The sequence below is a fragment of the Herbaspirillum sp. 1173 genome (assembly GCF_031455335.1).
Lineage (GTDB): Bacteria > Pseudomonadota > Gammaproteobacteria > Burkholderiales > Burkholderiaceae_D > Herbaspirillum > Herbaspirillum huttiense.
Genome location: NZ_JAVDSP010000004.1, coordinates 131,170 through 156,535 on the forward strand (window position 1 = coordinate 131,170; position 25,366 = coordinate 156,535).

The window sequence follows — 25,366 nt, forward strand, 5'->3', positions numbered from 1 at the left end:
TACCAGATCAATCAAAAATGTAGCGAGGAGACAGCGTGACCCTGGAACTGAAACAAGTGGCCAAGACGGTCGGTGCCGAAACGCACCTGTACCCGCTTGACCTCCATCTCGCCAAAGGCGGCATCAACGTCCTGCTGGGCCCGACCCAGGCCGGCAAGACGTCCCTGATGCGCATCATCGCCGGGCTCGACAAGCCCACCGCAGGGCGCGTGCTGGTCGATGGCCAGGACGTCACCGGCGTGGGGGTGCGCGAGCGCAACCTGGCGATGGTGTACCAGCAATTCATCAACTATCCCGGCCTGACGGTGTTCGAGAACATCGCCGCGCCGCTGCGCCTGCAGAAGCAGCCCGAGCAGGAGATCAGCAAGCGCGTCAAGGAAATCGCCGACAAGCTGCACATCACCCACCTGCTGCAACGCCTGCCGCTGGAACTCTCCGGTGGCCAGCAGCAGCGTTGCGCGCTGGCGCGTGCGCTCATCAAGCGCGCCCCGCTGGTGCTGCTGGATGAACCGCTGGTCAACCTCGACTACAAGCTGCGCGAGGAATTGCGCAGCGAACTGATTTCGCTCTTCGCCACCGGCGACACCACCGTGGTCTACGCCACCACCGAGCCGCAGGAAGCGCTGCTGCTGGGCGGCCACACCGCCGTGATGCACGAGGGCCGCCTGCTGCAATTCGCGCCGACCCTGGAGCTGTTCAACAGCCCGGCCTCCACCCGCGTGGCAGCGATCTTCAATGATCCGCCGATGAACCTGCTGGACGCCACGGCCATCTCCACCGGCCAGGGCGTGGCTGCCATCCGCATGAACGATGGCAGCGTGCTGGAGATCGCCGGACGCAACTTGTCCCTGTCGGAAGGCCAGCCCTGCAAGCTGGGCATTCGCTGCAATGACGTGCGCCTGGAAGCGCTGACTGCACCGGGGGTAAGCCTGGGCTGCAGCGTGACCCTGGCCGAGCTCTCCGGTTCCGAAACCTACCTGCACCTGCGCCATGGCGATGTGCCCCTGGTGGCACAGCTGTCGGGCGTGCATGAAGTGGCCATCGGCAGCACGGTGCAAGTGAGCATCGCCGCCGCCAAGGCCTTCCTGTTCGATACACAGGGACGCCTGCTGAGCGCCCCGCTGGAGACCCGCTGACATGGCCCGCATCGAATTCAAGAACCTGGGCCACGCCTACAGTGGCAACCCGGCCAGCCTCAAGGACTATGCCCTGCAACCCATGAACATGGTGTGGGAAGACGGCGGCGCCTATGCACTGCTGGGCCCCTCGGGCTGCGGCAAGTCCACGCTGTTGAACATCATTTCCGGCCTGCTGCAGCCCTCCGAAGGGCAGGTGCTCTTCGATGGCCGCGACATGACCCGCATGGCCACCCGCGATCGCAACATCGCGCAGGTGTTCCAGTTCCCGGTCCTGTACGACACCATGAGCGTGTTCGACAACCTGGCCTTCCCGCTGCGCAACCGCAAGATCGCCGAGCGCGAAGTGCAGGCGCGCGTGCGCGAGATCGCCGAGATGCTCGACCTGACCCGCGACCTCAAGCAGCGCGCCGCCGGTCTCTCGGCCGATGCCAAGCAAAAGATTTCGCTGGGCCGTGGCCTGGTACGCAAGGACGTGGCGGCCATCCTCTTCGATGAACCGCTGACGGTGATCGATCCGCACATGAAGTGGGAGCTGCGCCAGAAACTCAAGGAAATCCATCACCAGTTGAAGCTGACCCTCATCTACGTCACCCACGACCAGGTCGAGGCGCTGACCTTCGCCGATGAAGTGGTGGTCATGACCGAGGGCAAGGTGGTGCAGCAGGGCAAGCCGGAGGCGCTGTTCCTGCGCCCCGATCACACCTTCGTCGGTTACTTCATCGGCAGCCCCGGCATGAACTTCTGCCCGGTGCGCGTGGAGGGCGATGCGGTCCTGCTGGGCCAGCAGCGCCTGCAGGTCGAGGCCGCGCAATTGCAGGCCCTGAAGAACAGCAGCGGTGAGCTGAAGCTGGGCATCCGTCCCGAATTCGTCGAGCTGGCCGCACCCGGTACGGCCGGTGCGGTCAGTGCCGAGGTCACTCAGGTCCAGCATCTGGGCACCAGCCAGCTGGTGACCGCGCAGTTCGAGGGCATGAGCGTGAAGGCGCGCGTGGCGCCCGAACTGAAGATCGCCACCGGTGCACAGTGGCTGCGACTGGCCAAGCCGGAGACGATCTACTTCAGCAACGACGAGAGAATTGGACGCTAAGCCATGAACAAGCCCTACAACAACAAGGCCTGGTTCTTCATCCTCCCGGTCTTCCTGACAGTGGCCTTCTCGGCCATCATTCCGCTGATGACGGTGGTCAACTATTCGGTGCAGGACATCATCAGCCCCGAACAGAAAGTCTTCGTGGGCCTGGACTGGTTCCGCGACGTCATGCGCGACAGCGAGCTGCATGCGGCCCTGCTGCGCCAGCTGATCTTCTCCTTCTGCGTGCTGCTGGTGCAGCTGCCGCTGGGCATCGGCCTGGCGCTGGCCATGCCGCACAAGGGCTGGAAATCCTCGGCCACGCTGGTGATCCTGGCCATGCCGCTGCTCATTCCATGGAACGTGGTCGGCACCATCTGGCAGATCTTCGGCCGTGGCGACATCGGGCTGGGTGGCCACCTGCTGAACGTGCTGGGCATCGATTACAACTACGCCTCCAATCCGCTGGACGCCTGGCTGACCGTGCTGCTCATGGACGTGTGGCACTGGACGCCGCTGGTGGCGCTGCTGGCCTTCGCCGGTCTGCGTTCGATTCCGGACGCGTATTACCAGGCGGCGCAGATCGACGGTGCCAGCCGCTGGGCGGTGTTCCGTTTCATCCAGCTGCCCAAGATGCGCGGCGTGCTGGTGATCGCGGTGCTGCTGCGTTTCATGGACAGCTTCATGATTTACACCGAGCCTTTCGTGCTCACCGGTGGCGGTCCCGGCAACTCGACCACCTTCCTGAGCCAGTACCTCACGCAGAAAGCCGTGGGCCAGTTCGACCTTGGTCCGGCTGCCGCCTTCTCGCTGATCTACTTCCTCATCATCCTGCTGTTGTCCTTCGTGCTCTACAACTGGATGCAGAGCGCCGGCAACAACGCCAATGCTTCGGGTGGCCAACATGAATAAGACCCAGGACAAGACCTTCACCCGCACCCTGGTGATGCTGGTCTACATCGCCTTCACGCTGGTGCCGCTGTACTGGCTGCTGAACACGTCGCTGAAGACCAACGAGGAGACGCTGTCGGTCTTCACGCTCTGGCCCAATGCGCCGACGCTGAACAACTACAAGACGATCTTCACCGATCCGTCCTGGTATTCGGGCTACATCAATTCCATCATCTACGTGGCCATGAACACGGTCATGTCGCTGCTGGTGGCCTTGCCGGCCGCGTATGCCTTCTCGCGCTATCGCTTCCTGGGCGACAAGCACATGTTCTTCTGGCTGCTGACCAATCGCATGACGCCGCCTGCGGTGTTTCTGCTGCCGTTCTTCCAGCTCTATTCGACCATCGGGCTGTCGGACACGCACATCGCGGTGGCGCTGGCGCACATGCTCTTCAACGTGCCGCTGGCGGTGTGGATCCTGGAAGGCTTCATGTCGGGCGTGCCGCGCGAGATCGATGAGACGGCCTATATCGACGGCTTCTCCTTCCCGCGTTTCTTCCTGCGCATCTTCCTGCCGCTGATCAAGTCGGGCGTGGGCGTGACGGCCTTCTTCTGCTTCATGTTCAGCTGGGTGGAACTGCTGCTGGCCCGTACGCTCACCTCCGTCAACGCCAAGCCCATCAGCGCCATCATGACGCGTACCGCATCGGCGGCGGGCATGGATTGGGGCATCCTGGCCGCGGCCGGCGTGCTGACGATTGTTCCGGGAGCCCTGGTGATCTGGTTCGTGCGCAACCACATCGCCAAGGGCTTCGCAATGGGGAGAGTGTGATCATGGGAAATGCTTTGTCGTGGATGTCGTGGACGCCACCGGTTGCGATCTTTTTCGTCTGCGTGGTGCTGATGCTGATCGGCATGACGGTGTGGGAGATCCGCTCGCCGACCATCGAGCGCAAGGGCTTTTTGCCCATGCGCACCACGCGCGGTGACCGCCTGTTCATCGGGCTGCTCACGGCCGCTTACATCAACCTGGCCTGGGTCGGACTGACCGATATGGAACAGTGGTATGCGGCGGCGCTGGGCTTCGTGGCGCTGGTGCTGATCATGCGCAAGGGCTAAGACGAGTTTTCAGGCAGCAGGCAACAGATCTGTAATCACAATGGACGTCCGGGGATTCTCCTTCCCTACCCGGCACGCCAACTCAGGGGAAGGTGACGAGGAGACATGATGCAGAACATGCGGAAAATCAAACTGACCGTGCTGGCCGCCGCCATGGCCATGGCCGGTATCGCGGGCAATGCCTGGGCCGACATCAAGGCCGCCGAGAAGTGGGTGGATGCCGAATTCCAGCCCAGCACGCTGTCGCGTCCACAGCAGGTCACCGAGATGCAATGGTTCATCGACGCCGCCGCCAAGCTCAAGGCCAAGGGCGTCAAGGAAATCCACGTGGTCTCCGAGACCCTGGATACGCACGCCTATGAATCCAAGACCCTGGCCAAGGCCTTCGAGGAAATCACCGGCATCAAGGTCATCCACGACGTGATCCAGGAAGGCGACGTGGTCGAGAAGATGCAGACCTCGCTGCAATCGGGCAAGTCCATCTATGACGGCTGGGTCAACGACTCCGACCTGATCGGTACTCACTACCGCAACGGCCAGACCGTGGTGCTGAGCGACTACATGGCCGGCCCCGGCAAGGAATACACCAACCCCGGCCTGGACCTGAAGGACTTCATCGGTACCAGCTTCACCACCGCGCCGGACGGCAAGCTCTACCAGCTGCCCGACCAGCAGTTCGCCAACCTGTACTGGTTCCGCGCCGACTGGTTCGCGCGCAAGGACCTGCAGGACAAGTTCAAGGCCAAGTACGGCTATGAACTGGGCGTGCCGCAGAACTGGTCGGCCTACGAAGACATCGCCGCCTTCTTCACCAATGACGTCAAGGAACTGGACGGCAAGAAGGTCTTCGGCCACATGGATTACGGCAAGAAGGATCCGTCGCTGGGCTGGCGCTTCACCGATGCCTGGCTGTCCATGGCCGGTGCCGCCGACAAGGGCCTGCCCAACGGCTTGCCGGTCGATGAGTGGGGTATCCGCGTGGCCGATGACAAGTGCACCCCGGTCGGTGCCTCGACCTCGCGCGGCGGTGCCACCAACTCGCCTGCAGCGGTCTACGCCCTGACCAAGTACCTGGACTGGATGAAGAAGTACGCTCCGCCCGAAGCACTGGGCATGACCTTCTCCGAAGCCGGCCCGGTGCCCGCCCAAGGCCACATCGCGCAGCAGATCTTCTGGTACAGCGCCTTCACCGCCAGCATGACCAAGCAGGGCCTGCCGGTGGTCAACGCCGACGGTTCGCCCAAGTGGCGCATGGCCCCCGGCCCGCACGGTCCGTACTGGAAGGACGGCATGCAGAACGGCTACCAGGACGTCGGCTCGTGGACCTTCCTGAAGAGCACCCCGCCGGACCAGATGGCCGCCGCCTGGCTGTATGCGCAGTTCACGACCTCCAAGACCGTCTCGCTGAAGAAGTCCATCGTCGGCGTGACCTTCATCCGTGACTCCGACATCCGCTCCGACTACTTCACCAAGAACGCTGCCAAGTACGGTGGCCTGATCGAGTTCTACCGCAGCCCGGCCCGGGTGGCGTGGACCCCGACCGGCACCAACGTGCCTGACTATCCGAAGATGGCGCAGATCTGGTGGAAGAACATCTCCTCGGCCATCTCCGGCGAGAAGACCCCGCAAGGCGCCATGGACAATCTGGCCGATGAAATGGACGGTATCATGGCCCGCCTGCAGCGCGCGGGCATGAAGCAATGCGCGCCCAAGCTGAACCCGAAGAAGGATCCGGCCACCTGGCTGTCCGACAAGGGCGCACCGTGGGCCAAGCTGGCCAACGAAAAGCCGAAGGGCGAAACCATCCCCTACGACAAGCTGCTGCAAGCCTGGAAGGATGGCCGCGTTCGCTGATGCAGCCTGAGCGCCCTCACGCGTGAGATGACGCCATCCCGGCCGGTGTCGGGGTGGCGTCTTCACGTTGATCGGGTGCGTGTTGACTTGGTTTCGGGTTGAACCTTAGTCTCTCCCGAGAATGGCCGCATCTGGATTGCGGTTGCGGCCCGCAGGAATGTGTTATTCCATTTTCAAACTTTAGTTTTTCAGTCGTCTGCAAGGAATCGTCATGGCCTATCTGCTCGCCCTCGATCAGGGTACCTCCAGCTCGCGCAGCATCATCTTCGACCAGAGTGGCGCCATCGTCGCCACGGCCCAGCAGGAATTTCCGCAGATCTTCCCGCAGCCGGGCTGGGTCGAGCACGACCCCATGGACCTGTGGCAGAGCCAGTTGCAGACGGCACAGAAGGTGCTGGCGCAAAGCGGCATCAAGGCCGAAGAACTGACCGCCCTGGGCATCACCAACCAGCGCGAGACCACCGTGGTGTGGGAGCGCGCCACCGGCAAGCCGGTCTACAACGCCGTGGTCTGGCAGGACCGCCGCGCTGAAGTCGTGTGCGCAGCGCTGCGTGACCGTGGCCTGGGCGAGGCCATCCAGAAGAAGACCGGCCTGGTGCTCGATCCTTATTTTTCCGGCACCAAGCTGCGCTGGATCCTCGACAATGTCGACGGCCTGCGTGCGCGTGCCGAACGGGGCGAACTGCTGTTCGGTACCGTCGATTCCTGGCTGGTCTGGAACCTGACCGAGGGCCGCCTGCACGTGAGCGATGTGTCCAATGCCTCGCGCACCATGCTGTGGAATATCCACACCGGGGCCTGGGATGAAGAGCTGTTGCAATGGCTGGATATTCCCGCCGCGATGCTGCCGCAGGTGCATGCCTCGGCCCACCTCTATGGCGAGATCGATGCGCAGCACCTGGGCGCGGCGGTCAAGATCGGCGGCATCGCCGGCGACCAGCAGTCGGCCCTGTTCGGCCAGGCCTGCGTGCGTCCCGGCATGGCCAAGAATACCTACGGTACCGGCTGCTTCATGCTGCTGCATACCGGCGACCAGTGCGCCACTTCGCACAACGGCCTCATCAGTACCGCTGCCTGCCAGGTCGATGAACGCAAACAATATGCGCTCGAAGGCAGTGTCTTCATCGGCGGTGCGGTGGTGCAGTGGCTGCGCGATGGCCTCAAGGCCATCAAGACCTCCACCGACGTCGAGGGACTGGCCTGCACGGTGGAAGATTCGGGGGGCGTGGTGTTCGTGCCGTCCTTCACCGGACTGGGGGCGCCTTACTGGAACCCGGGGGCCAAGGGCGCCATCGTCGGCTTGAGCCGGGGCAGCACGGTGGCCCACATCGCCCGTGCGGCGCTGGAATCGATTGCCTTCCAGAGTACTGCCCTGCTCAATGCGATGGTCAAGGATGCGGTCTCGCCCATCACCGAATTGCGCGTGGATGGCGGGGCGGCGGCCAACAATCTGCTGCTGCAGTTCCAGGCCGATCTGCTGGGCATTCCGGTGATCCGTCCCCAGGTCACCGAAACCACCGCGCTGGGTGCGGCCTATCTGGCCGGAGTGGCCACCGGTGTCTATCGTGATTTGTCGGAGCTGTCCGCGCAGTGGCGCATGGAGCGCACCTTCGAGCCGCGCTTCACGCGCGAGCAGGCGCAGGAGCGTATCCACGCGTGGGAAGCGGCGATTCGGCAGGTCAGTGCAGGCTGAGGCGCTCTCGGAACGGGGGCGTTGGTTCCGCCGGTTTCAATTGAAACAGGGCGCACGCCTTTTGACACAGGACGATAACAACACTGCGCCATGATCCTCTCAAGCCCGGCGCATCCCGCTGCCGGGCATGAGACAAGGAGCGGATCATGGAACACCTGCTGCTGGACGCGATGCAACTGGCCGATGGCTTCATTGAGGCTGCCACCACCTTCCTGATGGCATGTGACATCAGCGTGCCCACGGCCTCGCACGAGGCACACGGGCGTCACTTCATGACGGTGCTGGGGATGGCCTGATCAGGCCGGACCGGTCAGCGGGCTCAGGCTCAGACTCAGGAGGGCGTGCCCGTACTGAGCATGCGCATGGTATCGAGATGGCTCAGGCGCGCCCATTCCTCGCCGCCACGGGCAACGATGGTATCGGCTTCGGGCGTGGCCATGAGGTCGAGGATCTCGGTGTCGCTCATTTCCATGTCGTCGTTGTAGCGGAACACCTTCAGTACCGGCCGTGTCAGGTCCTGCGCATTCTGGCGGATCACGAAGCCGGAGCGGCCGGATTCCAGCTTGACGATGGAACCCACCGGATAGATGCCGAGGGTCTTGACGAAGGCCAGGAACATGGCGCGGTCGAAGTGGCCGGTCCAGGACGCCATGCTGGAAATCGCTTCGGCCGGGTCCCAGGCTCGCTTGTAGGGACGGTCCGAGGTGAGCGCGTCATACACGTCGCAGATCGCCGCCATGCGCGCATACAGGCTGATCTGGCCACTGCGCAGCAGTTCCGGATAGCCGTGGCCATCCATCTTCTCGTGATGGTGCAGGCAGACATCGCGCGCGTAATCGGGCACGTTGGGGTCCTGGCTCAGGTATTTGTAGCCCAGCTCGGGGTGCTTCTTGATCTGGGTGAATTCTTCGTCGGTCAGCTTGCCCGGTTTGTTGAGCAGTTCATGCGGCAGGAAGGCCTTGCCCACGTCGTGCAGGAAGCCGCCCAGGCCGGCTTCGCGGCAGGCCTTCTCATCCAGGCCGAGGGTGCGGCCGAGGGCCACCATCAGGGCGCACACCGCCACCGAGTGCAGGTAGGTATATTCATCGGCCAGCTTCAGGCGCAACACGCTGAGCGTGCCATTCGGGCTTTGCAGGACGGCACCGGCAATTTCTTCCACCACCGTGACGCAGCGCTCCATGTCCAGCGCCTTGCCCAGCCGGGCTTCGCTGAACATGGCCTTGGTCGCCTTCTTGGCGTTCTCGCGCAAGGCTTCGGCTTCCATCAGGGTGGTGTCGATGTCGGGGCCGGGCGGCAGTTCGGGGCTAGGCTCGGCGGGCGCTGCGGCTTCATCCTGGCCGCTCTCGGCAGGCGCTTCGGCCACATCCAGGCCGCGCTCCGGATCGATCCAGCAGTGCTCGATGCCGCTGGCATGCGCCTGCTTGAGGTCAGCTTCGTTCTTGAGCAGGAACTTGTTCTTCCAGAACGGATGGTCCAGCCAGGCCGCTTCGAAGCCGCAGAAATACATCCCGAGGACCAGATCCTCCGTTTTAATTTTTTTCAACATTTCTCGAACATCTTTCCGGCGCACCGGGGAACGGGTTGGCGTGGCATCCCTGGGCCGCAGGCGGTGGAGCGCCGAGGGCAGTGCGGTCAGGATTGCCGGTCGTTAATGATCTCATATGCATGACCATATGTGAACGATTCTGCTTTTTGCAATTTCGCCAATGTCGTCCCGGACGGGCCGCTCAGACTACCGCCGGCTTGATCAGCGGCTGCTCGGCCAGGGTGCTGCGGATCAGGCCCAGGGCGTGCTGCAGGTCGCTGCGGCTGGCGATGCCGCCGATGCACACCCGCACCGCCTGCAGCGGGGGCGCCGTCACCGAGAAGGCGTCCACGCCCACCACGGCCACGCCGTTGCTGCGCATCTGCGCCGAAAAGCTGCTGGCCTGCCAGCCGCCGGGCAGCTTGAGCCACAGATGGAAGGCCTCCGCTTCCGAGGCATAGCTGTGCTCGGGGAGGATGCGGGCCACGATCTTCTGCCGCGCCATCGATTCCTTGCGGATGTTGGCCAGCGCCAGGTCGGCCACGCCGTCGCGGATCCAGTGCGTGGCCAGGGTCGAGGTGAGCGGCGAGGCCATCACCGTGGTGGCGCGCAGGGCTGCGGTCAGGCGCGCGGCGGCGGCAGCGTCGGGGGCCACCATGTAGGCAATGCGCAGGCCCGCGCCTACGCTCTTGGCCAGGCCGGTCACATAGTAAGTCAGCTCGCTGCCGATGCTGGCGATGGCCGGTGGCGCTGCGCGGGGCAGGAACCCATAGGCGTCATCCTCGATGATGGCCACTTCATAGTGGCGTGCAATGTCCACCAGCGCCTGGCGGCGTGACAGCGAGGTGGTGCAGGTGGTCGGATTGAGCAGGGTGGGATTGCAGTACAGCGCCTTGGGCGCATATTGCGCGCAGGCACCGGCGAAGGCCACGGCATCGATGCCCTCGTTGTCCATCGGCAAGCCGACCAGCTTGATGTTGAGATGTCCGGCCAGCGCCCGCAGGCCGGGATAGGTCACGTCCTCGCAACAGAGCACGCCGCCCGGTCCGACCAGCATGGTCAGGATGGCCAGCAGCGCACATTGTGCGCCCGGCGTCACCAGCACCCGTTCCGGTTCCACCACCAGCGCGCGCCGGCGCAGCCAGAGCGCGCCGGCCTCACGATCCTCAGTCGAGCCGCCGAAATCCTGATAGCGCAGCAGATCACGCAGGCGCCCGTTGACCTTGTTCCAGCCCGCCTGCATCAACTCCATCAGCTCCGGCGACTCCGGCTCGGGCGGCATGTTCATCGACATGTCGACGTTGGGCCGGCCTTCGGTCACGCGCGGAATGCGCGGCCGCCGCTTGCCGCAGACGAAGGTGCCGCGTCCCACTACCGAATCCACCAGGCCGCGCCGATGCGCTTCCGTATAGGCGCGGGCCACGGTGGTGAAGTCCAGGTCCAGCAACTCGGCCAGCTTGCGCTGCGGCGGCAGACGCTGTTCGGGTTGCAGGTGGCCGGTGGCGACATCCTCGGCAATCGCATTGGCGATGGCCAGATAGAGCGGGCCGCCGCCCTTCTTCAACTTGGGAACCCACACGCTGCTGTGCTTGGACATGGTGCCTTCCTTGATTGCCGGCGTTCAATATTGACTGCATCGAAACATCTCATTGAATGCAAGTTGCATTCCATCCAATCGCCGCCGCGGTTGTCGCCAATTGCACCGTCGTGCATCACGTCGCGCACCCTTGCGCACCAACTCAACACATCTCGCCGCGCCAGAGTGCAAGCGGGTTTGCGCGGTGTTGGCGAATTGTATGGAGCGATTGAATGGATTGCTTCGCCAGGGTCAAAAAACACCTCGCCGATCATGATTCGCCAAGCCGCACCGATGCTGGCCTGCGCCTTCGCGTGGAGAGATTGACGGGATTTTTATGCAGTCAATTCCTGCATTGACGGGGTGCCGATGGCACGCCTGATGCATTCAATGCCAGCGTCGCGGCGAGGTCGCCGGACCACTTCCCCAAGTGCCGACCCACAGCAATCGAGAGGAGTATCACCATGCCCGCAGTCACCAAAGCAGCCCACGCCCCCGGCGATTTCCTGGTGGATTATGAAGAGAAGGTGTTCGAAGACGTCAAAGCCCAGCCGGGCGAAAAAGCGCTGGTGACCTTCCACACCGTGGCATTCGAAGGCTCGATCGGTTTCGTCAATCTGTTGCAGGCCACGCGCCTGAAGCGCAAGGGTTTCGAGACCTCGATCCTGCTCTATGGCCCCGGCGTGACCCTGGGCGTGCAGCGCGGTTTCCCGACCCTGGGGGATGAGGCTTTTCCCGGTCACCAGAACTTCAACAAGCAGATCGTCAAGTTCATGGAAGAGGGCGGCAAGGTCTACGCCTGCCGCTTCGCGCTGCAGGCTTTGTACGGCCATGGCGAGCCCTCGCTGATCCCGGGCATCCGTCCCATCAATCCGCTGGACGTGCTGGACCTGGTGCTGCTGCATCGTCGCGACAACGCCTTCATTCTCGACACCTGGACCCTGTAAGCGGAAGGGCGGCCCATGAGCATGCACAAGAGAACGGTACGGGCGGCGGCGGTGCAGATCGCGCCCGACCTAGACAGCGAACACGGCACCGTGGCCAAGGTGTGCCAGGCCATCGCCGATGCTGCGGCCCAAGGTGCGCAACTGGTGGTCTTCCCGGAGACCTTCGTTCCCTACTATCCGTATTTCTCGTTCGTGCGGCCGCCCTTCGCTTCGGGGCCGGAACACCTGCTGCTCTACGAGCGCGCCGTGACGGTGCCCGGTCCCGTGACCCAGGCCGTATCCGCCGCCGCTCGCCAACACGGGACGGTGGTGGTACTGGGCGTCAATGAACGCGACCACGGCACGCTCTACAACGCGCAGCTGGTCTTCGATGCCGATGGCACGCTGGTGCTGAAGCGCCGCAAGATCACGCCGACCTATCACGAACGCATGATCTGGGGCCAGGGCGATGCCAGCGGCCTGAAGGTGGTGCCGACCGCCGTCGGCCGTCTCGGTGCACTGGCCTGCTGGGAACACTACAACCCGCTGGCGCGCTACAGCCTGATGGCGCAGCACGAGGAAATTCACTGCGCGCAATTCCCCGGCTCCATGGTGGGGCAGATCTTTGCCGACCAGATGGAGGTGACCATCCGCCATCACGCCCTCGAATCGGGCTGCTTCGTCATCAATGCCACCGGCTGGCTCAGCGATGAACAGATCGCCGCCATCGAGCCCGATCCCCAGGCGCAGAAGGCGCTGCGCGGTGGCTGCTGTACCGCCATCGTGTCGCCCGAAGGCAAGCTGCTGGCCGAGCCCCTGCGCAGCGGCGAAGGCATCCTGGTGGCCGACCTCGACATGGAGCTGGTCACCAAGCGCAAGCGCATGATGGATTCGGTGGGCCACTATGCGCGCCCGGAACTGCTGCACCTGGTGATCGATGATCGCCGCACGTCTCCCATGTCCTCGCTGTTCCCGGCCGAACAGCCTGCTCCCGTCACTCATCCTTCCGCGAGGTTCCCTCATGCAGACAGCCGTCATCCAGTTGCATCCCCAGCGCCCGAGCCGCAAGGCGGCCGTGGAGCTGATCTCGGAACTGCAGTCCCTGGGACTGCGTCTTGACGATCCCGCTGCCGGCGCGCAGAGCCGCCGGGGCGGGGCAGGGCCGTCGGATCACAAGGCGGTGACCGTCGATGGCCACACCGTGATGATCCCGGTGCATACCGCCGGGGCCTGGTCCTCGCCCTACGTGGCCACGCAGCCGGGTGCCGATGGCGCTGCCCGCATCCTGCGCGATGGCGTCGAGGTGGGCGTGGTGTCCTTCCCGCATCAGCCGCGCTTCTACAAGATGCAGACCTTCGATGGCATCCCCTACGGCAAGATCGCCACGCTGCATGGCGCCGATGTGCTGGCCACCACCATCCTGCAGAGCTGCATCCGTTACGAGAGCCGCCGCAAGTCCTGCCAGTTCTGCGCCATCGGCCAGTCGCTGGCGGCCGGCCGCACCATCCTGCGCAAGACCCCCGAGCAATTGGGCGAGGTGGCGCGCGCGGCGGTGCTGCTCGATGGCGTCAAGCATATGGTCATGACCACTGGCACGCCCAATGCCACCGATCGCGGCGCGCAGCTGCTGTGCGAAAGCGCCTTCGGCGTGAAGTCGGCAGTGAACCTGCCGATCCAGGGCCAGTGCGAGCCGCCGGACGACAATGCCTGGTTCCGCCGCATGGCCGATGCCGGCATCGATACCCTGGGCATGCATCTGGAAGCGGTCACGCCGGAAGTGCGCAAACGCATCATGCCCGGCAAGGCCACCGTACCTGTCGAGCGCTACATGGAAGCCTTCGCCGCTGCCGTCGAGGTCTTCGGGCGCGGGCAGGTCAGCACCTACATCCTGGCCGGCCTGGGCGACAGCGACGAGGCCATCCTGAAAATGAGCGAGCAGCTCATCGCGCTGGGCGTGTATCCCTTCGTGGTGCCGTTCGTACCGATCTCGGGCACGCCGCTGGAAGACCATCCCTCGCCGGATGCCGTCGCCATGCGCCGCCTGCTGGCACCGCTGGCGGCCATGCTGGAGCACGCCGGCATGCGATCGGGCGATGCCAAGGCCGGGTGCGGCAAGTGCGGTGCCTGCTCTTCGCTGTCTTCGTTCGAAAGGAAGTGAGATGAGCGACGTCGCCGAACACGCATCGCTGGCCCCCGAGATCCTGGCACGGGGCGTGCGCATCAAGCTGGCGCTGGACACTGGGGAGCGCGAAGCAGCGCGCCGCCTGCGCCGTGCCGTATTTTGCGCCGAACAGAAGGTATTTCAGGAGGACGATGGCGACGCTACCGATGCCATCGCCATGCCCATCGTGGCCGTTCTGGAGCGCGATGAGGGTTGGCGGGAAATCATAGGAACGGTGCGAATCCATGAATCTTCGCCAGGCGTGTGGCATGGCTCGCGGCTGGCCGTGGCACGGCAGGCGCGCCGCGTCGGTTCGGTCGGCAGCGGTCTCATCCGGCTGGCCGTCTGCACCGCGCATGCGCACGGCTGCCACACCTTCCTGGCCCAGGTGCAGAGCCAGAATGCGCCGCTGTTTCACCGCCTGCACTGGCATACGCTGGCAGAGATTGAAGTCCATGGTCTGCCGCATCACCTGATGCAGGCCGACCTGTCGTTCTATCCACCGATCAGCGATGGCGATGTCGGTTTCGTCGTCGGCCGCGAGGAGCGCACGCCATGAATGCGCGCGACAGCCTGCCCACGCTGGCGCAGATCATCGAGACCCTGCGTGCCTCGCGCGGCATCGCGCACAAGCGCGATATCGATGCCGTGATGCAAGCGCTGCCGCCGGCCCCGGCCATGCAGCACCAGGGCCATACGCTGGCCGTAGGCGACGACTGCGCCGCCATTCCGGATGGCGACGGCTATCTGCTGTTTGCCATCGAAGGTTTCCTCAACGAGTTCGTCGAACAGCAGCCCTGGTTTGCCGGCTACTGCGGCGTGATGGTCAACGTCAGCGACATCTACGCCATGGGCGGACGTCCGCTGGCAGTGGTCGATGCCCTGTGGAGCCGTGGTGGCGAGGCCGCGCGGCCCATCCTCGACGGGCTGGCCGAGGGCGCGCGCGTCTATGGGGTGCCGCTGGTGGGCGGCCACAGCAATCGCCGCAATGACCGCGAGCAGCTCTCCGTCTCGATCATCGGCCGGGCCACGCGCCTGCTGACCAGTTTTGATGCGCGCAGCGGTGAACACCTGGTGGCCGCCATCGATCTGCGCGGGCGCTTCCAGGAACCGTATGCCTACTGGAATGCCAGTACCGGCGCGCCCGCCGAACGTCTGCGCGGCGACCTCGAAGTGTTGCCCGCACTGGCCGAAGCGGGTCTGGCGCGTGCCGCCAAGGACATCAGCATGGCCGGCGTGATCGGCACCGCCTTGATGCTGCTGGAGTGCTCCGCCAAGGGCGCGGTGATCGATCTGGAGGCCATGCCGTGTCCGCCTGGTGTCGATTTCCAGCGCTGGCTGAGCGCCTTTCCCAGTTATGGATTCCTGTTGAGCGTGGCCGATGATGACCTGCCGGAGGTGCTGGCCCGCTTTGCTGCGCGCGGGATTGCGGCAGCGTCCATCGGCCGCATCGATGACAGCTGCCAGCTCGATCTGTGCTGGCACGGACAGCGTTTGCCCTTCTGGAACCTGGCTGAGGAAGCGCTGATCGGTTGCGGTCCGCGCCGGGAGGCCTGAATGGAGACGTCACGCACACCGCTGCGCATCGCCATGCTGACCCACTCCGTCAATCCGCGCGGCGGCGTGGTGCATGCCCTGCAACTGGCCGAGGGCCTGCAGGCGCTCGGCCATGAGGTCAGCCTGTTTGCGCCGGATGCGCGCGGCAAGGGCTTGTTCCGTCCGGCAGCCTGCACCTTCCATCCGGTGCCCGGGCCGGTGCAGTGCGAGGGTGTCGTCGGCATGGTGCGCCAGCGTATCGAGGACTACCTGCGCTGCTTTGAGCAGACCGATATGCACGCCTTCGATCTTTGTCACGCCCAGGATTCCATCAGCGCCAATGCACTGGCCACGCTGGTGGAGCGGGGCGTGATCCGGGGCTACGTGCGCACCGTCCATCACCTCGACCAGTTCGATGATCCGCAGTTGCATGCATGGCAGGAACGCGGCTATCGCATGGCCGACCGTGTGCTGTGCGTCAGCCACACCTGGCAGGACATCCTGCAGCGCGAGCATGGGGTGCGCGCCGAACTGGTGTCCAACGGCGTCGACATGCTGCGCCATTCGCCCCGGCCGGAACCGCGCGACCAGGCCGTGCGGCGCGCGCAAAGCCTGACCGGCAAGCCGCTGTTGCTGGCCGTGGGCGGCGTGGAGCCACGCAAGAATACGCTGGGCATCCTGCAGGCATTCGTGCGCCTGCGCCGCGTTTATCCGCAGGCGCAACTGGTCATCGCCGGGGGCGCGAGCGTGCTGGATCACGCCGGTTATCAGCGCGCTTTCCAGACCGAGCTGGCGGCCGCCGCCTTGCCGGCCGACGCCGTGCGCATCCTCGGGCAAGTGGACGACGCCGACATGCCGTCGCTGTTCCGTTGCGCCGATGTGCTGGTCTTTCCTTCCCTGAAGGAAGGCTTCGGGCTGGTGGTGCTGGAAGCCATGGCCAGTGGCGTGCCGGTGGTGGTGTCGCGCATCGCGCCCTTTACCGAGTATCTCGATGGCGATTGCTGTGCCTGGGTCGATCCGCACGATCCGGCCTCGATGGCCGCCGGCATCGCGCATGCGCTGGCGCCGGCGGCGCGGCCTGGCCTGATCGCGGCAGGCCTGGAAGTCTGTGCGCGTTTCTCGTGGCAGCGCTCGGCACGCCGGCATGTGGAGCTGTATGCAGATTTCATCCGCTGCCAGCCCGTGGCAGCGTCATTCCAAGAGGAACACCATGCCTGAAATGCACTTTCGTGTCCGCTGGCCGGACGACACCGTCACCGACTGCTATTCCCCCTCGCTGGTGGTCAAGGAACATCTGGAGGAGGGACGCAGCTACGCGCTGGCCGACTTTGTTCAGCGCAGCGCCACGGCCTTGAACATCGGCAGCGAGCGGGTCCGGGCGAAATACGGCTTCGCCTGTTCCTCGGCGCTGGACCAGCTGCGCCGCATCGAGGAGATGGCGGCCCGTTTCGAGGCCAATGCCGATCCGGTGGTCAGGGTCGAGTCCTTCATGCCCTGATCGCTCCTCACGCCATCATTCATCACGACATCACTGCAAGAGGTACACCATGTCCATCCAAGTCTCAGGCGCGGCGCGCCACCATAGCGTCATCATCATCGGCGGCGGCCAGGCCGGCCTGTCGATCAGCTGGTACCTGAAGCAAGCCGGCATCGATCACGTGGTACTGGAAAAACACCAGGTCGGCCACGCCTGGCGGCATGAACGCTGGGATACCTTTTGCCTGGTCACGCCCAACTGGCAATGCAACCTGCCCGGCTATCCGTATCGCGGCGACGATCCCTATGGCTTCATGAAGAAGGACGAGATCGTGGCCTACCTCGATGGTTTCGTGGCCAGCTTCCAGCCACCGGTGCGCGAAGGCGTGACGGTCGGGAAGCTGTGGCGCGCGGGGGAGCGCTGGCATCTCAGCGCCAGCGATGGTGCCTACACGGCGGACCAGGTGGTGGTGGCCGTCGGCGGTTACCACATCCCGGTGGTGCCGCGCGCGGCCGAGCGCCTGCCGGCCGATATCGTGCAGATCCATTCCAGCCAGTATCTCAATCCGCAGTCGCTGCCCGAGGGCGAAGTGCTGGTGGTCGGCACCGGCCAGTCCGGCTGCCAGATCGCCGAGGACCTGCACCTGGCCGGCCGGCGCGTGCATCTGGGCGTGGGTGAAGCTCCGCGCGTGGCGCGTACCTATCGCGGCAAGGATGTGGTGGAGTGGCTGGACAAGATGAAGTATTACGACCTTCCGGTCGACCAGCATCCGCTGGGCACCGGGGTGCGCGAGAAGACCAATCACTACGTCACGGGCCGGGATGGCGGGCGCGACATCGACCTGCGCAAGTTCGCCCTGGAAGGCATGCAGCTCTACGGCAAGTTCGACACGCTGGAGGGCGAGGTGGTGCGTTTCGGTGGCGGCCTCAAGGGCTATCTCGACGAGGCCGATGCAGTCTCCGAAAGCATCAAGGACAGCATCGACAAGTTCATCGCCGCGCAGCAGATCGAGGCCCCGACGGAGGCCCGCTATGTGCCCGTCTGGCAGCCGCCCGCTGAGGAAGTGCGCACGCTCGACCTGCGCGCACGGGGTATCTCGGCCGTGGTGTGGTGCATCGGATTCCGTACCGACTTCAGCTGGATCGCCGAACCCATCTTCGACGGGCGCGGCTACCCCGGCCATGTGCGCGGCGTGACGGCTGCACCGGGTCTGTATTTCCTCGGCCTGCCCTGGCAATACACCTGGGGCTCGGGCCGCTTCTCGGGCATCGACCGCGATGCCCGCCATCTGTTCGAGCACATCAGTGCGCTGCGGGCGCAGGCCGGTCAGCCGGATCTGTCGCAGGCGGCCTGAGAGCCCTGGAACACCGGCCAAGCGCGCCGTCACGAAAAAAAGCCCGTCCGGGGGAGGGACGGGCTGAAAGATCCGCTGGATGTCGTCGCAGCGGACAAGGGGAAAGAGGAGATCCCGATGTGCGTACTTTAGGCCCCGAAAATTAAGCCAGACTTAAATCGCAAGAAAAGTGCAGCGCCCGCCGTGCGGCAAGCAGGGTGGGCGTTTCCGCATGGCAACGTGGCATGCGCGCATCACTTCATCTGCATGTGCCGGGAACTTCACGATTTTGTGAAACGCCCGCATCGCCCGCTGTTACGCTTGCAATCAATCGGATCGCGTGACTACAACGGGGGAAGGATCCGACATGGCGTCATCCGCATCAGAACGGGGCGAGCCACGGCAGCGGCCGGGCTCATGACTGCGGACGGCACCATTCCCTGCACTCCGGCCAGACCGGGGTCATAACGACATTCCATCCGCCTTCAGGTCCGACCACAGCCTTGCTGTGGCCGGGGCCGGCGTTTGCCGATCATCCACAGTTTTTCCAGATCCACACATCATGACATCTTCCTCCCTGCGTACCCGACTCATTGCCCTCTGTGCGGGCATCGTCGTGCTGGCCATGCTGGTCATCGTCCTGACCAACTTCCTCACGGCGCGATCGCGCACCATGAGCGCGCTGGATGGCCAGATGGCCCAGCTGGCGCAAAGCCAGGCGTCTGCCATTGCCGAATGGTCCGACGCCCGCAAACTGGTGGTGTCTTCCATCAAGCAGGCGGCCGATGCGGCCGAGCCCTTGCCCTTCGTGAAGGCGGCCGAGACCGCCGGTGGCTTCGACCTGGCCTACATCGGCTATGCCGACAAGCACGCCGTGTTCTCGCAGCAGCGCAACCGGGCCCCCGATTACGATCCGACCAAGCGTCCCTGGTACCAGCTGGCCGCCTCCAGCAAAGGACCGGTGCTGACCGCGCCCTACACCAGCGCCAGTACCGGCAAGCTGCTGGTGACCTTTGCCGAAGCCATCAGCAAGGATGGCCAGGTCACTGCCGTGGCCGCAGCCGACGTGCTGCTCGACAGCGTGGTGGCCGACGTGGTGGCCATCAAGCCGACCCCCAACAGCTACGCCTTCCTGGTCGATCTGGGCGGCAAGATCATCGCCCACCCCAATGACAAGCTGCGGCTGAAGCCGCTGTCGGACCTGGATGCCGCCATCACCCCGCAATCGCTGGCCGCCGCCATGGCCGCCAACAGCCATCAGGAACTGGCCCTGGATGGCCGCCAGCAGATGCTGTTCGCTGCCCGTGTGGCCGGCACCGACTGGCTGCTGGTGGTGGCGGTGGACCGCGCCGATGCGCTGGCTTCGCTGACCGCCATGCTGGCCAGCTCGGGCGTCATGGCCGTGCTGGTGACCATCCTCGCGGCGCTGGTGCTGGGTGCCCTGATCTCGCGCGTGTTGCGCCGCCTGTCGGTGGTGCAGCGTGCGCTGGAAGAAATCGCCGATGGCGATGGCGACCTGACCCGCCGCCTCGATACCCACGGCAGTACCGATGAGCTGGGCCGCATCAGTGCCGCCTTCAATCGCTTCGTCGACAAGGTCGAGCACGTCATGCTCGACATCCGCGAAGCCAGCCACACCATCCATGCCGCCACGCGCGACATCGCCAGCGGCAACATGGACCTGTCGCAGCGTACCGAATCGCAGGCCAGCTCGCTGGAGCAGACCGCGGCCGCCATGGAGCAACTGACCTCCAGCGTGCGCCAGAACGCCGACAACGCCCAGGAAGCCAATACGCTCTCGCAGTCCGCCTCCGAGATCGCCGGCCGTGGCGGTGCCATGGTGGAGCAGGTGGTGCAGACCATGAGCGCCATCAATGCCTCCTCGCAGAAAATCGTGGACATCATCAGCGTGATCGACGGCATCGCCTTTCAGACCAATATCCTGGCCCTGAATGCAGCGGTGGAAGCGGCCCGCGCCGGCGAGCAGGGACGCGGCTTTGCAGTGGTGGCCTCGGAAGTGCGCTCGCTGGCCCAGCGTTCGGCCACGGCCGCCAAGGAGATCAAGGTCCTGATCGGCGATTCGGTGGAGCAGGTACGCGCCGGCGAGCAGACCGTCAGCGAAGCGGGCAGCACCATCCGCAGCGTGGTGGAAAGCGTGCGCAAGGTCAGCGACGTGGTGGCCGAGATCACCTCCGCCAGCCGCGAGCAGAGCCAGGGCATCCAGCAGACCAACGACGCCGTGGCCCACATGGATCAGGCCACGCAGCAGAACGCAGCACTGGTGGAAGAGGCCGCCGCCGGGGCGCAGCAACTGCAGGAGCAGGCAGCGCGCCTGGCTGAAGTGGTGGCCTTGTTCCGCTTGCGGGATGCCGCGCGGCAGTGATTCACGCTGCAGGCCGGTTCGACACCGAAGTCATCTTGATGAAAAAACCGCGCTGGCCTGACAGGCCAGCGCGGTTTTTCTTTGGGTAAAAGGGCAACTCCTTCTCAGCGCTCGCGCACATCCGGCAGCAGCACCGTCAGCACGCCCGCCAGCGGCAGGAAAGCGCACAGGCCATAGACCCAGGCGATGCCGTAGAGGTCGGCCAGATGGCCCAGCAGGGCCGCGCCGATCCCGCCGAAGCCGAACATGAGACCGAAGAACACGCCGGCGATCATGCCGACCTTGCCCGGCACCAGTTCCTGCGCATAGACCACGATGGCGGCGAAGGCCGAGGAGATGACCAGTCCGATCACCACCGACAGTACGGCCGTCCAGAACAGGTTGGCGTGCGGCAGCATCAGGGCGAAGGGCGCGGCGCCCAGGATCGAGATCCAGATCACCAGCTTGCGGCCGATGCGGTCGCCAATCGGGCCGCCGACGAAGGTGCCCACCGCCACCGCGCCCAGGAACAGGAACAGATACAGCTGCGAGGAGGCCACCGACATCTGGAAGCGTTCGATCAGGTAGAAGGTGAAGTAACTGGTGAAGCTGGCCATGTAGAAGTATTTGGAAAACACCAGCAGCGCCAGCACCACCAGCGCGCGGCGCACGGTAGCCGCCGGCAGTGCCTGCGCCGCACGCGGCCTGGCCTTGCCCTTGTTGGCGGCGAGATGGCCGCGATACCAGGCCGACACCCGCGACAGCACCACGATGGCCAGCACCGACAGCAGCACGAACCAGGCCACGTTGCCTTGGCCATACGGCACCACGATGGCCGCCGCCAGCAGCGGGCCGAAGGCCGAACCGGCATTGCCGCCGACCTGGAAGGTCGACTGGGCCAGGCCGAAGCGGCCACCGGAGGCCATGCGCGCGATGCGCGAGGCTTCCGGGTGGAAGGTCGAGGAGCCGATGCCGATCAGGGCGGCGGCCAGCAGGAAGGCAGTGAAGCTGCCCGCCAGCGCCAGCAGCACGATGCCGACCAGGGTGGCCACGGCACCGGTGGGCAGCAGCCAGGGCTGGGGATGGCGGTCGGTATACATGCCGATCCAGGGTTGCAGCAGGGAGGCGGTGACCTGGAAGGTCAGCGTGATCAGCCCGACCTGGGTAAAGGTTAGCCCGTAGCCGGTCTTGAGCATGGGATAGATCGAGGGCAGCAGCGCCTGAATCATGTCATTGATCAGGTGGGCGCCGCCGCAGGCCAGGATGATGCTCATCACCAGCGGCTGGGCGGCGATGGCCGCAGGAGAATCGGTGGAGGCCGTCGCGCCGGAAGGCAGGGTGGCATTGGAGTCGGTGGCACTGGTCATGGTGTCGGGGATGGCAAGCACGAGGAAGACTCGAAGCGTATCATTGGCACCTATTCATGCTGATGACACTTGTTGTCGAATAAATGCCATGCGTGCCCACCTGACTTCCGTCTGCCCCAGCGCCGAAGTGGATGCCTTCCAGCACCTGCCCAGCAGCGTGGTGGCCTTTGCCCGCGAGCTGTCGGCGCGCGACCTGCTGACGGCGCACTCGCACCGGCGTGGCCAGCTGCTCTATGCAGTGGACGGGGTGATGCAGGTGCGCACCCCGCAAGGCGTGTGGCTGGTACCGCCGCAGCGGGCGTTGTGGGTGCCGCCACAGGTGGAGCACGAGATCCTGATGCTCACGCGCGTGAGCATGCGCACCCTCTACATCGAGGAGCGGCAGGGCCAGGCGCTGGGCGCGCAATGCCGGCTGCTGGAAGTGTCGGTGCTGCTGCGCGAATTGATTCTGGCCTTGCTGGCCGAGCCGCGCGAGTATGCGCCGCGCAGCCGGGCCGGCCATGTGGCCGAACTGATCCTGTCGGAACTGGCCCGTGCGCCGGCCATTCCGGTGGCCATCCCGTGGCCGCGCGACCGCCGCCTGCAGGCCATCTGCGAAGCCATTCTGGACGATCCCGGGCGGCAGTTTTCGCTGGCCGACTGGGCCGGGATGGGCGGGGCCAGCGTGCGCACGGTGATCCGGCTGTTTCCGAAGGAAACGGGTTTGCAGTTTCGCCACTGGGTGCAGCAGGTGCACCTGAGCGAAGCGCTGGTGCGGCTGGCGCGCGGGGATGCCGTGGGGGTGGTGGCGCAGGCACTGGGCTATCGCAGCCAGAGCGCGTTTTCCAACATGTTCCGCAAGGCCCTGCGCAGCTCGCCCAATCACTACCTGCCGCGCCAGGACCGGCGGCGCATCACGCTGGCCTCAACCGCTCAGTAGTTGATGACCACCACCTTGGGGCCACGCCGGTCCGCCGGTGCGGAAGCCTGCGCGCGGTCTGCCCCTGCGGCGCGCTCGGGACGCTGCGGGTCACGCTCCAGGAAGTAGGGATCATCCTGCGGGGCGAGGGCCGTGATGGCCCCCATGATCTGCTGGGCGCGTTCATTGGCTACGCCCTCGCCGACGGAGCAGACCTGGAAGAAATCGGCGCTGCCCTCGGAAAAATCGACGCGGCATTTCTCCGCCACCACTACCGAGATATCAAGCGCACCGGCATTGGCGGCCAGGGCCCGCTCGGTGCGGGCCGCTTGCCAGGTCAGCATCAGCGCCAGCAGCGCGACGACGGCATGGGTCTTGTTCATGGGATTCTCCTGTTCCGCCCTAATGTAGCGCTTCGCCATGCCCCTGCGCATCGGAGAAATCCTGAGCCGCCACGTTCGCCGCAATCGTCTCAATCGCCCGAGACGCCGCGTCCCGCCTGGATGATGCCGGTTTGCAAGTGTAAAGATTGCCGATCTTTTACCGTAATCAAGTCATGAGAACTCCGAACCAGGAGAGTGGACATGGCAATGGAAACCGATCTGGCCATCACGGCGCGCGATGCGCTCACGCAACTGGCCCAGCAACAACAGCCGCGCAACGAGGCCAACGCTGCGCCGCCGGGAGCGCCCGTGGCGACCGTCACCGCGCTGCCCGAAGAAGGCGTGACGCTGTCGCTGTCGGCCCAGGGCAAATTGATGGCGGCCCTGGCCACGGCGGTCGATAGCGTGACCACGGCGGCGGTCGATTCGACCGAGGCGGCCCAGGCCAGTCCCATGCAAGGCGTGGTGAAGACCCTCATCGATGCCGCGCGCCCGATCACGCGTGACACGCTCTTTGCCATCGAAGCACGGCTGGTGGCCGCGCGCCGCGGGGCCGATGCGATTGCGGCCGCCGATGCCGAGCTGCCACCGTCGAATGATCCGCAGCGGCTGCGCCAGGCACGCCAGGCCACCGAGTCCTTGTATGGACGTGCGGACAATCCGTTTACCTACATGTCGCGCGCCGAGCTGTCGGCCATCGTCTATGACGAGAGCGGCGCCTACACCACCAACGAGCGCTACGCAGCGGCCAACCAGCGCACTGCGCTGGATCAGAAGTACTGGGCACCGGTGTTCCAGCGCGCGTTGGAGAGCGGTGACTGGAAGCCGGTCATCACGGCGGCGCTGGTGTTCTATGCCAGCTTGTCTGCATTGGAGCAGACCGCTTATCCGGACAACTACGCGCAACTGCTGCAGCAGTATCTCGATCTCTACCAGTTGCAGTCGCCTTCCTCGCCGAATGCTTTACCGCCGCAACAACAAGCCGACCTGGCGCGCATGCTGGAAACCCTGGTGCTGCCGCTCGGTCCGCTGGCGCTGGCCGGCGGCGTGATTCGCGGACTGATGCTGCCCCGTCTCGGCCCCTCGCTGGCCGAACTGATCGCCGCCGCACCGCGCCTGGCCGATCTGGTTCAGATCAGCAACAGCGCCCATGCGGCGCAGGACAGCGCCTATCTGGTGCTGCTGCAACGCGTCTTCGGCGTCACGCGCCGCGAGGACGAGCCGTCCCCGGTGCGCCGTGCTGCGGCAGGGACCAATCCACGTGACTTCCTCGCCTATGGGGATCGCCGCCTGTTGGCCGAGGCCTACGCCTATGCGCAGTCGCATGCAATGGCGCTGGAAGACATCGATGCCCTGGCGCGCGACCTGGCGGCCTATCGCCGCTGGCGTGCCGCAGCGGCGGGCCTGACGGCCGTGGGCCAGTCGGGAGACGCTGGCATGGAGGCGGTGGAGCAGGTTTTGTCGCATGCCGCGCGCATGAGCAGCGAAGAGGCCGTGATCGCGCGCCGCCTGCTGGCCAGCCGCGCGGCCAGCCAGACGCAACTCGATCATGGTTTCCTGGCCTGGCTGTTGGACCCCGCCGGCGGCGGCTGGCGCGATGGCGAACTGAGCGGCCATGCCAGCAATTTCAGCGCGCTGGAGAAATTGCTGGCCGGTCTGGCCGGGGTGGCCATCGGCGACAGCCTGGGCGAGTCCGGCGAGCTGGAAGCCTCCTATCGCATGGTGCTCGAACGCATCGCCTTGCAGGATCAGGAACCGCAGTGGCTGCGCCAGCCCGCGCAAGCCGCCGCCGACGGCACGCGTACGCTCACGCTGGCTGCGCAGATGGCGGCGCTGGCGCGCAGCGATGCTGCCGACAATGCCTTCATGAACAATGCCCTGATGCTGCTGCGCATGTATCGCATGTCATTGACCATGAGCCCGGCCGAACAGCGCACGCTGGCCGAGCTGGTCTACTCCGCCATGAAAAAGCGCCGCGTGCGCGCACGCCGTGGAAAACTCTTCGTGGCATGGGCCGAGCGCAGTCCGTTGATGCCCTCGCTGCCGGGCTGAGACAG

General features: G+C 65.2%; 23 protein-coding genes. 19 read left to right on the forward strand and 4 right to left on the reverse strand.

Going from position 1 to position 25,366, the window contains the following annotated elements; all coding sequences use genetic code 11:
• Positions 1–35: 35 nt before the first annotated feature.
• The 8 genes from J2X56_RS15290 (at position 36) to J2X56_RS15325 (ending at position 8,061) form a co-directional block, all read left to right on the forward strand.
• Positions 36–1,136 carry an ABC transporter ATP-binding protein gene (locus J2X56_RS15290; RefSeq protein ID WP_310160719.1) on the forward strand — a complete coding sequence of 367 codons (1,101 nt, stop codon included), beginning with the start codon at positions 36–38 and terminating at the stop codon, positions 1,134–1,136.
• A gap of 1 nt (position 1,137) precedes the next feature.
• Complete coding sequence (locus J2X56_RS15295) at positions 1,138–2,226, forward strand: ABC transporter ATP-binding protein (protein ID WP_252697419.1); 1,089 nt, start codon at positions 1,138–1,140, stop codon at positions 2,224–2,226.
• 3 nt (positions 2,227–2,229) lie between these two features.
• Complete coding sequence (locus tag J2X56_RS15300) at positions 2,230–3,120, forward strand: carbohydrate ABC transporter permease (protein ID WP_121044573.1); 891 nt, start codon at positions 2,230–2,232, stop codon at positions 3,118–3,120.
• Positions 3,113–3,931: a carbohydrate ABC transporter permease gene (locus J2X56_RS15305; RefSeq protein WP_088754752.1), complete on the forward strand. Its 819-nt coding sequence runs from the start codon at positions 3,113–3,115 to the stop codon at positions 3,929–3,931. Before J2X56_RS15300 ends, J2X56_RS15305 begins: the two co-directional genes overlap by 8 nt.
• Before the next feature lie 2 nt (positions 3,932–3,933).
• The gene (locus tag J2X56_RS15310) at positions 3,934–4,218 is read left to right on the forward strand and encodes a DUF2160 domain-containing protein (protein ID WP_039790026.1); all 285 of its coding nucleotides are present in this window, start codon (positions 3,934–3,936) and stop codon (positions 4,216–4,218) included.
• A 105-nt stretch (positions 4,219–4,323) separates the two neighbouring features.
• Entirely contained in the window at positions 4,324–6,072 is a 1,749-nt protein-coding gene (locus tag J2X56_RS15315; RefSeq protein ID WP_121044570.1) for an ABC transporter substrate-binding protein, read from the forward strand.
• 211 nt (positions 6,073–6,283) lie between these two features.
• Positions 6,284–7,765, forward strand: coding sequence for a glycerol kinase GlpK (gene glpK, locus J2X56_RS15320; protein ID WP_310160720.1), 1,482 nt, complete (start codon positions 6,284–6,286; stop codon positions 7,763–7,765).
• A 146-nt stretch (positions 7,766–7,911) separates the two neighbouring features.
• Positions 7,912–8,061, forward strand: a complete 150-nt coding sequence (locus J2X56_RS15325; protein WP_158601276.1) for a hypothetical protein — start codon at positions 7,912–7,914, stop codon at positions 8,059–8,061.
• A gap of 35 nt (positions 8,062–8,096) precedes the next feature.
• Here J2X56_RS15325 and J2X56_RS15330 read toward each other — a convergent pair whose 3' ends face one another.
• Both J2X56_RS15330 and J2X56_RS15335 read right to left on the reverse strand, forming a co-directional pair.
• On the reverse strand, positions 8,097–9,311 hold the full coding sequence (locus tag J2X56_RS15330; protein ID WP_134137274.1) for an HD-GYP domain-containing protein: 1,215 nt from the start codon (positions 9,309–9,311) through the stop codon (positions 8,097–8,099).
• A 181-nt stretch (positions 9,312–9,492) separates the two neighbouring features.
• Entirely contained in the window at positions 9,493–10,887 is a 1,395-nt protein-coding gene (locus J2X56_RS15335) for a PLP-dependent aminotransferase family protein (RefSeq protein ID WP_121044561.1), read from the reverse strand.
• 443 nt (positions 10,888–11,330) lie between these two features.
• Between J2X56_RS15335 and J2X56_RS15340 the strand changes: the two genes are divergently transcribed.
• The 9 genes from J2X56_RS15340 (at position 11,331) to J2X56_RS15380 (ending at position 20,682) form a co-directional block, all read left to right on the forward strand.
• The gene (locus J2X56_RS15340; RefSeq protein WP_006463016.1) at positions 11,331–11,813 is read left to right on the forward strand and encodes an MSMEG_0572/Sll0783 family nitrogen starvation response protein; all 483 of its coding nucleotides are present in this window, start codon (positions 11,331–11,333) and stop codon (positions 11,811–11,813) included.
• A gap of 15 nt (positions 11,814–11,828) precedes the next feature.
• Entirely contained in the window at positions 11,829–12,911 is a 1,083-nt protein-coding gene (locus tag J2X56_RS15345; RefSeq protein WP_039790018.1) for a Nit6803 family nitrilase, read from the forward strand.
• Positions 12,868–13,950, forward strand: a complete 1,083-nt coding sequence (locus J2X56_RS15350) for an MSMEG_0568 family radical SAM protein (RefSeq protein WP_121044812.1) — start codon at positions 12,868–12,870, stop codon at positions 13,948–13,950. The genes J2X56_RS15345 and J2X56_RS15350 overlap by 44 nt, the downstream gene beginning before the upstream one ends.
• Position 13,951: 1 nt before the next feature.
• A complete protein-coding gene (locus J2X56_RS15355) occupies positions 13,952–14,512 on the forward strand; it encodes an MSMEG_0567/Sll0786 family nitrogen starvation N-acetyltransferase (protein ID WP_209532230.1) in 561 nt (186 codons plus the stop codon).
• Positions 14,509–15,510, forward strand: a complete 1,002-nt coding sequence (locus J2X56_RS15360; protein WP_310160724.1) for a sll0787 family AIR synthase-like protein — start codon at positions 14,509–14,511, stop codon at positions 15,508–15,510. Before J2X56_RS15355 ends, J2X56_RS15360 begins: the two co-directional genes overlap by 4 nt.
• Positions 15,511–16,707 (forward strand): MSMEG_0565 family glycosyltransferase, encoded by a 1,197-nt coding sequence (locus tag J2X56_RS15365; protein ID WP_310160726.1) that lies wholly within the window; start codon positions 15,511–15,513, stop codon positions 16,705–16,707. It begins immediately after the preceding gene.
• Complete coding sequence (locus J2X56_RS15370) at positions 16,700–16,987, forward strand: MSMEG_0570 family nitrogen starvation response protein (protein WP_252697410.1); 288 nt, start codon at positions 16,700–16,702, stop codon at positions 16,985–16,987. Before J2X56_RS15365 ends, J2X56_RS15370 begins: the two co-directional genes overlap by 8 nt.
• A 49-nt stretch (positions 16,988–17,036) precedes the next feature.
• Entirely contained in the window at positions 17,037–18,320 is a 1,284-nt protein-coding gene (locus J2X56_RS15375) for an MSMEG_0569 family flavin-dependent oxidoreductase (RefSeq protein ID WP_310160727.1), read from the forward strand.
• A 541-nt stretch (positions 18,321–18,861) separates the two neighbouring features.
• Entirely contained in the window at positions 18,862–20,682 is a 1,821-nt protein-coding gene (locus tag J2X56_RS15380; protein WP_134137270.1) for a methyl-accepting chemotaxis protein, read from the forward strand.
• 104 nt (positions 20,683–20,786) lie between these two features.
• Here the strand turns inward: J2X56_RS15380 and J2X56_RS15385 are convergent, their stop codons facing one another.
• Positions 20,787–22,028, reverse strand: coding sequence for an MFS transporter (locus J2X56_RS15385; protein ID WP_121044808.1), 1,242 nt, complete (start codon positions 22,026–22,028; stop codon positions 20,787–20,789).
• Between the two features lie 88 nt (positions 22,029–22,116).
• Here J2X56_RS15385 and J2X56_RS15390 point away from each other — a divergent pair, with 88 nt between their 5' ends.
• Positions 22,117–22,947 (forward strand): helix-turn-helix transcriptional regulator, encoded by an 831-nt coding sequence (locus J2X56_RS15390; protein WP_209567897.1) that lies wholly within the window; start codon positions 22,117–22,119, stop codon positions 22,945–22,947.
• Here J2X56_RS15390 and J2X56_RS15395 read toward each other — a convergent pair.
• Positions 22,941–23,309 carry a hypothetical protein gene (locus J2X56_RS15395; RefSeq protein ID WP_209567895.1) on the reverse strand — a complete coding sequence of 123 codons (369 nt, stop codon included), beginning with the start codon at positions 23,307–23,309 and terminating at the stop codon, positions 22,941–22,943. The genes J2X56_RS15390 and J2X56_RS15395 overlap by 7 nt on opposite strands.
• Positions 23,310–23,510: 201 nt before the next feature.
• On the opposite strand from J2X56_RS15395, the gene J2X56_RS15400 reads away from it, so the two are divergent.
• Positions 23,511–25,361, forward strand: a complete 1,851-nt coding sequence (locus J2X56_RS15400; protein WP_209567893.1) for a hypothetical protein — start codon at positions 23,511–23,513, stop codon at positions 25,359–25,361.
• Positions 25,362–25,366: the final 5 nt, after the last annotated feature.